The organism is Streptomyces sp. NPDC043878 (assembly GCF_056435735.1).
This window is the reverse complement of record NZ_JBWKDW010000056.1, coordinates 1-9684: the sequence shown is the minus strand read 5'-3', so window position 1 is coordinate 9684 and position 9684 is coordinate 1. Positions and strand designations below refer to the sequence as shown.

Below are 9684 nucleotides of genomic sequence, written 5' to 3'. Positions count from 1 at the left end.
CCCTGAACGATATGGGCTCTGAACACCCACAATCCTCGTCTCCCAACCCAGCCCAAGCACCTCGGATCAAGGCGGAAACCCCCCAGATCAAGACGGGACCCGACAACTGCGAACCCAAGGGCGCTCGTCCAGGAGGTCGGGCACCGCACTTGTCAATGAGGCGATCGCCCAGCGCCTGGCGGACGACAGTGCCGGGGTCGTGGTCCAAGGACGTAGTGAGTCGCGGGCGGAGTGGCCGCGGACATCCGCAGGGCGGCGCTGTTTCCGTTGTGATCGGCGACCTCGGGACCGACGAAGGCGCGGGACCCGCGTGGCGTCTCTCAGGTCTGTTGCAGAATCCCAGACGCCAGAGTTGACGGGGTGAGGTGCTTGTAGCCGACGCTGGTGAAGTAGACGAGGAGTTCGTGGTCGTCCCTGCTGAGCAAATGTCCCTCACCCCAGAGTCGATGCCGTACGGGAGTACCGCCCTCGATGACGACCGGGCGGTACGTCGGCGTCCCCTTCGGCGTGCGATCGTTGTCGCAGTTCCCGCAAGGTGCTGTGTAGGTTTCACCGAAGTAGGCGAGCAGTTCAGCCCGTCGGCAGCGTGTGGTTTCCGCGTAGTGGCGAGCCGCGTCAAGACGGCTGGCCACTATCGTCTGACGCCGCTTGTCCCGCGTCAGGAGTTGCCCGATCAACTCGGCTGGGTGGTGTGGACTGCGCCGCGGCTCGAGGACGCGGTGGTGGCCGGAGCCGCGCAGTTGGACGATGCCCATATCCGCCAGCTCGTTGACGACACGGTCGACAGTGTGGGCCGGTACGTCGGCGGATCGGGCCAAGTCCGCGACGGCGATGTGGCAACCCGCGTCCTCCATGGCGTCGACCACACGGTGAAGTGTCGGCTCGCCCAGATGCGTGCGTGCTGCGAGACTGCGTGGGATGCGCACGGTACGCGCGTCGTGCACCAGGATCGCGGTCGCCGGCTGCCCGTCTCGACCCGCCCTGCCGATCTCCTGGTAGTAGTCGTCGATGCTTGCCGGCACGCCCGCATGCACCACGGTCCGGATGTCAGGTTTGTCCACGCCGAGGCCGAACGCGCTGGTAGCGACTACTACATCGAGGCCCCCTGCGAAGAAGGCGTCCTGAACGTCGGCTCGGGTCCGGGTGGGGAGACCGCCGTGGTACGGAGCTGCACGCAGGCCCTTGAGTCGCAGACGGTCCGCGAGGGCCTCACACCGGGCGTGGGTGAGTGCGTACACCAGAGCAGGCGTCTCGTGCTGCATGAGGACGCCAACGCAGCGATCATCGACCGCTCGAGGCTCGGTACTGGCCGGTTCGGTGTAGCGCATGGCTAGCGAGATGTTCGGGCGGTCGAAGTCGCCGACCACCACATGCGGCGTACGCATGCCCAGGCGACGGGTGATGTCCGACTGGACGGGAGGCGAGGCCGTCGCGGTCAGAGCGAGGACAGGCGGACGTCCGAGGTCGGTCAACGCCTCGACCAGGCGAAGGTACTCGGGTCGGAACTCCTGCCCCCACTCGCTGACGAGGTGTGCTTCGTCGACGCAGAACAAGCTGACGGTACGAGCTCCGGTGCGGACCGCGGCCGCTGTTTCAGCGTTCGCGAGTTGCTCGGGCCCGACGAGGAGGAAATCCAGGTCCCCCCTGGCAAGGAGGCCCAGGACTTCGCGCCGGTCGCGGACGGGTTGCGCCGAGTTCAGCAGGGCTGCCTTGACGGGGCGCGATCCGTGACGACGGCCGGTCATGGACCGCAGTTGATCCCGCTGCAGCGCGATGAGTGGCGAGACGACCAGGGTGAGACCGCCGATCACCATCCCTGCCACCTGGTAGATCGCACTCTTGCCGCTGCCGGTGGGCAGAACGGCGAGTGTGTCCCGGCCCTCGACCACTGCGTGGACAGCCTCTTCCTGCGCCGGCCGCAGAGTGAAGTCAAACAGCGAGCGCGCCACTGCGGACGACGTACGTTGCAATGCGGACATGAAGCAGGCCGTGCCTTTCTGCGACGAGCCACTCTCCCGTCCGGCGAAGACCCACGGCGCGGTTTCGGTAGATCCTTGGCGGCGAGCGAGCGGCACGCTCGACGGCTCAGTAGCCAGGGGACGTTTCGGAATCGGGAATGAGGTGGATGGCGGCTTCCTCTGCCGACGAGCCGGCACCGTCCAGCCCACGATCAAAGGCGATCAGGTCGGAATCCGTGTTCTGCCGCGTTCCCTCGTCGGGTGCGACGAGACGTCCGGCCCGCTCGTATCCGACCTCGTCGTCGCGAGGTTCGCCGTCCGTCTCCCAGGCGTCTGCGATGCCGTCTCCGGCAGGTACTCCAACGTCCGGCACCTCCTCCGCGAGGCGCTCGTCCAGAGTTTCCCCTCGGTGCTGCTCCGAAGCCGTGACGCCGCTGTGTTCCACGCCCCACGGCCTCTCCGGCGGCGAGTATCCCTCATCGAGAGCTTCGTCACCGCCCCTGTAGTCCAGGGTGTCCAGAGCGTCCAGGACGCCAACGTCATCCTGGACCTCCGATCCGTCCGGCTGGTAGACGTCGTCTGCCATACCTTCGTCCATCAATGCTGCTCCTTCGTCGAGCGATGGCCATGGTGGCCTGTCCTGGTCGTCAGCTGGTCGGCTCCACCAACGTGTGCTGTGGAGACACCGACTTGCCTCACGGCCCTGGTGCTGCCGTATGCCGCGGCCGGCTCAGAATCAGACGATGAGCACGGGCAGACCGGACAGCTTCCTTGCCGCGATGTCTTCGTGGACCCGGGCAGCGTCGGCGAATGCATAGCGCGTGACAGCGAGATCGTGGAAGAGCCCGTCTCTCATCGCCTGGAACAACTGCCCCGCCGCTTGACCGATGGTGGCTGAGTTCACGTAGTCCTGGACGCCGCCGCTCACCACCTTGATGCCGCGCCGGGTCACCTCTGCGACCTCCGGCTGCAGCTGGCCGGAGGCGGCGCCGATGGCGACGATCTTTCCGCCGGACCGTACCGCCGCCGCCGACAGCTCCGCTGTGGCGCGCCCGACAAAGTCGAAGACGACGTCGACACCGTCCGGAACAACCGTCCGTACTCCGGCGAGAGCTTCCGGGTCGTGGGCGTAAATGGCGTGATCCGCGCCGACCCGCACCTTCTCAAGCTTGTCTTTCGATCCGGCGACACCGATGACGGTCGCGCCGAGGGCTTTCGCCCAGCGCGACAGGATGGATCCGACATTGCCGGACGCTCCTACGACGAGCACCACTTCGCCGGGAGTGACGTCGTGGAGCGCACGCAGTCCCATCCATGCCGTCAGCCCCTTTGCCAGGAAGGCTGCAGCCTGTTCGTTGCTGATGTCATACGGCAGTGCGACAAGGGAACTCGCATCGATCAGCCGCTCGCTCGAGTAGGCACCCATGGAGGCGAAGTAGGCGACTCGGTCACCGATACTGAAACCGGCTGTATCCGGACCGATGGCTGCTACGACGCCCGAGGCTTCGGATCCGATCACCATGGGAAGTGGGCCGTTGACCCGCCCGTCACGCAGCATGGTGTCGAAGACGTTCACGCCGATGGCTTCCTGACTGATCTTCACCTCCCCGGGCCCGGGCTCGGCGACGTCGGCCGTCTCGACCCTCAGTACCGAGGGTTCTCCGTGCTCGTGTATACGAATGATCCTGGCCATGATTGACGCTCTTCCTCACGCGACGTGGCCGGCCGCAGGGCCGGCAATCGGGGTGCAAAAAGTACTGAGCCTGTGCCGTCGCCGACTCCCGAAGCACGCACGGCTTCGGAGGCCGGCGGTTCTGGCGCGGCGTGGTCAGCCGCGGAGGCGGTCGGCTATCTCCGCAAGATGGCGTCCCTGGTAGCGGGCCGCCTCGAGGGTGGCCTGGTCAGGGCCCTCGCCACCACCGCTGGGCCAGCTGGTGCCGTAGGGGTTGCCGCCCGACGCGAACAGGAGAGGATCGGTGTAGCCAGGGGGCACGATGATGGAGCCCCAGTGGTAGAAGACGTTGTTCAGGGCGAGGAGCGTGGACTCCTGGCCTCCGTGGCGGTTCATCGCTGAGGTGAAGCTGGTTGCCGGCTTGTTGTGGAAGACGCCGGCCTGCCACAGGCCGCCGGTCGAGTCGATGAACTGCTTCAGCTGCGCGGTGACGTTCCCGAACCGAGTGGGCGTCCCGAAGGCGTACGCCGTCGCCCACTCGAGGTCCTCCAACGTCGCCTCGGGCACCTCGTGCTTGGTGGCGTCCGTGTGTGCGCGCCAGGCAGAGTTGGCGTCGATGGCGCTGTCAGGTGCCAGTTCGGGTACGCGGCGCAGTCGGACGTCCGCGTTGCGACTGGCCGCACCCTCCGCCACGGCCTGGGCAAGTTGGTGCACATTGCCGGTGGCACTGTAGTAGATCACGGCAACTCGAGTGCCCATGAGTAACTCCTGCTGTATGCGATGGGGGATGGGTACCGGTTCGTGGTTCCGAAACCGCAGGGCGACGCCGTGCCTTTCGGGCATCGAACTCGGGTGTGCCAGCATCTGGCCTGACCAGACTGCATCCTTGATCCGTTCGGAGCCCCTCAGTAACGGGCAGGAACCCCACGGATCGGGACGACCTTCGCCGGCCCGGCCGCAACGCGACCATGCGGAGCGACAGTCACTGCACCTTGGCCGGAGCAAACGACACCCGGGCCCTGCTCTTGCTCGCCGCTGCCGTGACCCGCGGCCAAGACATGTATCAAGACATGTATTTCGCCCTGCCAGCTCGGGCGCGAGCCACGCGATCAACACCCGCGACAGCCCGGCTGACTGAACGAAGCCGGCGAACGTGTCAGGTGGCTGCATGCAAGTCCGGGGTGTGGATCACGCGAGTAGCGGGCCGCAGTGCGATGCTCCAACGACGTTGAAACTTCGCCGCACTGCGCTGCCCGGAGGGCGATCAGACTCAGCGGGAGCCGTGACCTACCCACACCACCATGAACGTGAGCGAGCCTACTCGCGGCGCAGCAACCGCACCCAGTCCGCAGGCACACGCCCTGCCGGCCCTGGTGCGGGCTGGCTTTCGGGGTGACTGCTGGGTGCAGCGAGGACGGGTCCGGACTCGCGCACGTCGTTCGAGGCATAGTCCCAGAACCACTCTTCTCCGGACTCGAAACTCTGGACTACGGGGTGTCCTGTGGCCCGGTAGTGAGCGGCCGCATGTTGCCCTCGTGAGCTGTCGCAGCAGCCGACGTGTCCACAGAGTGCGCAGCGCCTCAGGTGGAACCACCAGCCATTCGTCTCTTCGCACTCGACACAGCCGGCACCGCTCGGCGGGACGGTGGGGTCGATTCCGGTGTTGCCGGTCATGCTGACTCCTTGGTCGGGTCGGGTGGGGAAGCGGTGAGTGGAAGGAGTACCTGGAAGCGGGTGTCCCCGGGAACGGACTCGACCCGGAGGCTCCCGTGATGCTTGTTGATGACGATTCGCCAGGAGATGTCCAGCCCGAGCCCGGTGCCTTCGCCCACTGGTTTGGTGGTGAAGAACGGGTCGAAGATCCGGTCCCGGATCTCAGGGTCGATACCGGCGCCGGTGTCCTGGACCTCCACGAGCAGCTGGTCGTCGGCGCGCGCGGTCCGCACGGTGAGGGTTCCGTCCCCACCGGCGCTGTTCATGGCGGCCACCGCATTGTCGATCAGATTGGTCCATACCTGGTTGAGTTCAGCTGGGTGTGCGGGGACCTCCGGCAGCGTCTCGTCGTACTGCTTGACGACGGTGATCTGCGAGCCGATCTTGCCCGCCAACATGAGAAGGGTGCTGTCGAGCAGCTCGTGGACGTCGACCATACGGAAGGGAGCTCGGTCCAGCTGTGCGTACTGCTTGGCGGCGTCGACCAGGTGGGAGATGCGAGCAGTGGAATCCGTGATCTCGTCCATGAGCTGTTCGGTCTCGACTGTGGAGTTGAGCCAGCCGATCGCCGCCCGCAGGGTCTTGTCGTCCACCAGCGCCGCGACTTGGTCCAGCCACCCGCTGTCCAGGCCGGCCTGGACGAACGTCGGCGCCATCTGCCAGCTCTGCTCAATGCCTCGGTTCTCCAACCACTCCGTGAGGGCGTCCTCCCGGTCGGCTGCCTGGAGCGGGCTGAGTGAGAGCGGCTTGGCTACCCGTTCGGCCGTCTGCTCCTGGAACTCGATCAGCTTGGCGAGCACCTCTCGGGTGAAAGGGCCCTCGGCGATCACGGCAAGCTCGTGGCGCATCCTGGCCACCCGTTCACGCAGCGTGGCGGTCGCCCGTGCGGCCGCGGCAGCCGGATTGTTCAGCTCGTGCGTGAGCCCTGCCGACAACGACCCCAAGGCCAGCAGGCGTTCCCGCTGCCCGATGGCCTGTTGCGTGTTCTTCACTCCGAAGAACAGGCCCTCCAGCAGGTGGACGGCCATCGGGAACCACTCGTGCATGATGCCCGCGAAGGTGTCTGCAGGCAGCACGAAGAACCGTGTGGGCTCGGTCGTACGCAGAGTGTTGTTGTAGACCTGCGGTGTGCGGTCTCCGAGGTAGGCCTGCATGGCACCTGCGTACACCCCGGGCCGGCTGGTTCGGTTGACTTCTATGTCGTCCCCGCCGACCTGGCGGGAGAGGACGACTGTGCCCTCAAGCATCACGTAGAAGCACGTCGCGGGCTGCCCCTCGCTGTAGACAGGTCCGGGCTCGAACAGCTCCACCCGGCCCTCGGCGCAGAGCCGTCCCAGTTGCTCGGGCGTCAGCTTCTCGAACAGGAAGAGTTGCCTGATCTCCTGCGCGCTGCACGGCAGGGGGCGTCTGCTCACGACTGCTCCAGGTAGCGGTGGACGAGCATGACGGCCATGGCTCCCTCACCGACGGCGGAGGCGACGCGCTTGGCGGATTCCGCACGTGCGTCGCCCGCCACGAATACGCCGGGAATGCTGGTTTCCAGGTGATACGGCGGCCGGTCCAACTCCCAGTCGGCCGGGGGACGGCCGTCGGCAGTGAGGTCGGGTCCGGCAAGGATGAAACCGCGCCTGTCGCGCAGCACGCTGTCGTTCAGCCAGTCGGTGCGCGGGGCGGCGCCGATGAATACGAACAGCCACTGTGCGTCGACGAGTTCGCTGTGGCCGGTCCGGGTGTCGCGTAGGGTGAGCTGCTGCAGGTGACCGGAGCCGTGGGCGGCCTCGACGACTGTGCCGCACCGCAGCCGGATGTTGGACGTCTGCTCGATCTGCTGGATCAGGTAGTGCGACATCGATGCTGCCAATGACGGCCCACGCACCAGCAGGGTCACCGACTTGGCGTTGTGTGCCAGGTGTATCGCGGCTTGGCCTGCGGAGTTGGCGCCGCCCACGACGTATACGTCGTGGCCTTCGCAGGAAGCTGCCTCCGTCAGGGCCGAGCCGTAGAACACACCGCAGCCGGTGAGCGCGTCGGCGCCCGGGGCGGGAAGCTGGCGGTAGGACACGCCTGTTGCAAGGATCACGCTGTGGGCGGCGATCGCCGAGCCGTCGGAGAATCGCACGGTCCGTGCCGCGCCGCCGGCCTCGAGCCCGGTCACCTCGCGCGCGGTGAGGATCTCGGCACCGAACTTCGCCGCCTGTCTGCGGGCGCGGTCGGTGAGCTGGCCACCGGAAACGCCGTCGGGGAAGCCCAGGTAGTTCTCGATCCGTGAACTCTGCCCGGCCTGCCCGCCGGTCGCCGATCGCTCCACCAGCACTGTTCGCAGCCCCTCCGACGCACCGTAGACGGCCGCGCCCAGGCCGGCCGGGCCACCCCCGATGACGACCAGGTCGTAGAAGTCGGTGGCCGGGGTTGTCGCCAGGCCCACCCGCGCGGCGAGTTCGAGAGCCTCCGGCTCCACCAGCGGTGTGCCGTCCGGGGTGATCACTACGGGCAACCGCTGTCCGTCCTGACCCGCGGCCGCCAGCAGCCGCCGGCCCTCCGGTTCGTCGGCCGAGTACCAGCGGTAGGGCACCTGGTTGCGGGCCAGGAACTCCCGTACGTCCGAGGACCGTGCCGACCAGCGGTGCCCGACCACCTTCGTGCTGGGCACGGACCGATGGTCGCCGCCGCGCCATGCTCGGAGCAGTTCGTCCAGGACCGGGTAGAGCTTCTCCTCCGGCGGGTCCCAGGGTTTGAGCAGGTAGTGGTCGAGGTCGACGACGTTGATCGCGTCGATCGCCGCGTTGGTGTCCGCGTAGGCGGTCAGCAGTACGCGCCGCGCGCTCGGGTATATGTCCATGGCCTGTTCGAGGAATTCGATGCCGTTCATCTGCGGCATGCGATGGTCGGCCATGAGCACGGCCACCAGGTCGCCGCGCAGTTTCAACTCGCGCAGCGCCTGCAGCGCGGACCCGCCGGACTCCGCACGCACGATCCGGTATGAGGCGCCGTAGCGCCGCCGCAGGTCCCGAGCGACGGCCCGGGAGACTCCCGGGTCATCGTCCACGGTCATGATGACGGTCCGCGGCGTCTCGGTGGCCTGTGTCATTTTTCCCCCATGCTGTGTGGCAGATAGAGCGATCAGGGAGCTTCGATATCGGCGTGAATCACCTTGATGATGCGATCGGTGATCGCCATAAGTGCAACTATTTGCCGGGGAGAGAGATGATCGAAGAACAGTTTGCGAATTTCTTCCGCGTGCCGAGGGGCGGCAACGGTGATAACTGTTCGCCCTTCTTTGGTGGCAGCGACGAGGGCCCCTCGCCTGTCGGCGGCGTATTCTTTTCTGACGACGAGCTCTCGTTTCGTCATGCGGCCGAGCTGGTGCGACAGCCGGCTTTTTTCCCATCCCAGATTGCCGGCCAAGTCCGAGATGCGCATCCACCGGTCGGTGCCTTGAGTTAGCTCTGTCAGCACAGCGCAATCTGCTTCGGACAGTCCGAACTCGTCCTGGACGGGACGAGTCGTGCGGCTGACCAGCAGTTCGTTCATCTGCAGCAGGCCACGCCATGCCTGCATTTCGGTGACCGACAACGACTGCGACTTTTTATCCATGTGTCCACCATGTGACGACGGATCCACATGGTCCCGCTGGTCGACGATATTCAAGACTGGTGCGCACAGCGTCCACTATGGTCACAGAAGGGCTGATTGGCTGACAGGCCGCATCCGCACGGTATGGCCCTCGTTTCACGGCGGACTTGCGACGCTGTTGTTATCTGCCTGGTGAAGGCGGAGCCGGGACTCATGACTGACGGAGATACCAGCAGCCTCGTAGTGTCTGGATCCGGGACGCCACGTGTGATCCCCCGGATCATCACAGAGCGCGGACATCAGTCGTTCACTTTGCTTCTGCTCGTGTAGACGAGCCCCCGATATTCGGGGTGCCGGGCGATCCAGCCGGTGTAGAAGGGGCAGACGGGCAGCACGGGAAGGCCGGCAGCACGTGCCGTGTCCAGTGAAGAACGGACCAGCGCCCCACCGATGCCCTGTCCTTCGTAACCCACGTTCACCTCCGTGTGCACGAAGGCGATGAGGTTGTCGGTGCGAATGTACTCGGCGAAACCAGCAAGCTCACCGTCGACGAAGGCTTCATACCTGTTCGCCTCTGTGTTGTCGATGATCTGTGCAGTATGCGTCTGCGAGTCACTCATCCTGGTCCTTAAACGTGGTAGTTGCATGCTTGCCTTCACGCCTGATGTGACTCACGGCTTCCGTGGCGGCCGCCTGTTTCCTGGTGGGGGCGGTCGCCGTCGGGGGGTCAGGCGGTGGTGTTGAGGGCTTCCCTGAGGCTGGCGACGG

9 protein-coding genes are annotated in these 9684 nt (G+C 66.1%); all 9 read right to left on the bottom strand.

The window, feature by feature from the left end; translation table 11 throughout:
• Positions 1-320: 320 nt before the first annotated feature.
• Positions 321-1979 carry a RecQ family ATP-dependent DNA helicase gene (locus AC07AZ_RS37905; RefSeq protein WP_478855311.1) on the bottom strand — a complete coding sequence of 553 codons (1659 nt, stop codon included), beginning with the start codon at positions 1977-1979 and terminating at the stop codon, positions 321-323.
• A 106-nt stretch (positions 1980-2085) separates the two neighbouring features.
• Positions 2086-2556, bottom strand: coding sequence for a DUF5709 domain-containing protein (locus tag AC07AZ_RS37900; RefSeq protein WP_478855310.1), 471 nt, complete (start codon positions 2554-2556; stop codon positions 2086-2088).
• 138 nt (positions 2557-2694) lie between these two features.
• A complete protein-coding gene (locus AC07AZ_RS37895) occupies positions 2695-3651 on the bottom strand; it encodes a zinc-binding dehydrogenase (protein ID WP_478855309.1) in 957 nt (318 codons plus the stop codon).
• Between the two features lie 135 nt (positions 3652-3786).
• Entirely contained in the window at positions 3787-4389 is a 603-nt protein-coding gene (wrbA, locus tag AC07AZ_RS37890) for an NAD(P)H:quinone oxidoreductase (protein ID WP_478855308.1), read from the bottom strand.
• 558 nt (positions 4390-4947) lie between these two features.
• Entirely contained in the window at positions 4948-5304 is a 357-nt protein-coding gene (locus tag AC07AZ_RS37885; RefSeq protein ID WP_478855307.1) for a UBP-type zinc finger domain-containing protein, read from the bottom strand.
• Positions 5301-6758 carry an ATP-binding protein gene (locus tag AC07AZ_RS37880; RefSeq protein WP_478855306.1) on the bottom strand — a complete coding sequence of 486 codons (1458 nt, stop codon included), beginning with the start codon at positions 6756-6758 and terminating at the stop codon, positions 5301-5303. Before AC07AZ_RS37880 ends, AC07AZ_RS37885 begins: the two co-directional genes overlap by 4 nt.
• Positions 6755-8431 carry an NAD(P)/FAD-dependent oxidoreductase gene (locus tag AC07AZ_RS37875; protein ID WP_478855305.1) on the bottom strand — a complete coding sequence of 559 codons (1677 nt, stop codon included), beginning with the start codon at positions 8429-8431 and terminating at the stop codon, positions 6755-6757. The genes AC07AZ_RS37880 and AC07AZ_RS37875 overlap by 4 nt, the downstream gene beginning before the upstream one ends.
• 32 nt (positions 8432-8463) lie before the next feature.
• Positions 8464-8937, bottom strand: coding sequence for a MarR family winged helix-turn-helix transcriptional regulator (locus tag AC07AZ_RS37870; RefSeq protein ID WP_478855304.1), 474 nt, complete (start codon positions 8935-8937; stop codon positions 8464-8466).
• A gap of 278 nt (positions 8938-9215) precedes the next feature.
• Positions 9216-9536: a GNAT family N-acetyltransferase gene (locus AC07AZ_RS37865; RefSeq protein ID WP_478855303.1), complete on the bottom strand. Its 321-nt coding sequence runs from the start codon at positions 9534-9536 to the stop codon at positions 9216-9218.
• Between the last annotated feature and the right edge of the window lie 148 nt (positions 9537-9684).

What these genes read in the sequence shown, in the direction of transcription:
- AC07AZ_RS37895 (WP_478855309.1), bottom strand. Translation starts at nt 3,651, where the DNA reads ATGGCCAGGATCATTCGTATACACGAGCACGGAGAACCCTCGGTACTG.
- AC07AZ_RS37865 (WP_478855303.1), bottom strand. Translation starts at nt 9,536, where the DNA reads ATGAGTGACTCGCAGACGCATACTGCACAGATCATCGACAACACAGAG.
- AC07AZ_RS37875 (WP_478855305.1), bottom strand. Translation starts at nt 8,431, where the DNA reads ATGACACAGGCCACCGAGACGCCGCGGACCGTCATCATGACCGTGGAC.
- AC07AZ_RS37905 (WP_478855311.1), bottom strand. Translation starts at nt 1,979, where the DNA reads ATGTCCGCATTGCAACGTACGTCGTCCGCAGTGGCGCGCTCGCTGTTT.
- AC07AZ_RS37870 (WP_478855304.1), bottom strand. Translation starts at nt 8,937, where the DNA reads ATGGATAAAAAGTCGCAGTCGTTGTCGGTCACCGAAATGCAGGCATGG.
- AC07AZ_RS37885 (WP_478855307.1), bottom strand. Translation starts at nt 5,304, where the DNA reads ATGACCGGCAACACCGGAATCGACCCCACCGTCCCGCCGAGCGGTGCC.
- wrbA (WP_478855308.1), bottom strand. Translation starts at nt 4,389, where the DNA reads ATGGGCACTCGAGTTGCCGTGATCTACTACAGTGCCACCGGCAATGTG.
- AC07AZ_RS37900 (WP_478855310.1), bottom strand. Translation starts at nt 2,556, where the DNA reads ATGGACGAAGGTATGGCAGACGACGTCTACCAGCCGGACGGATCGGAG.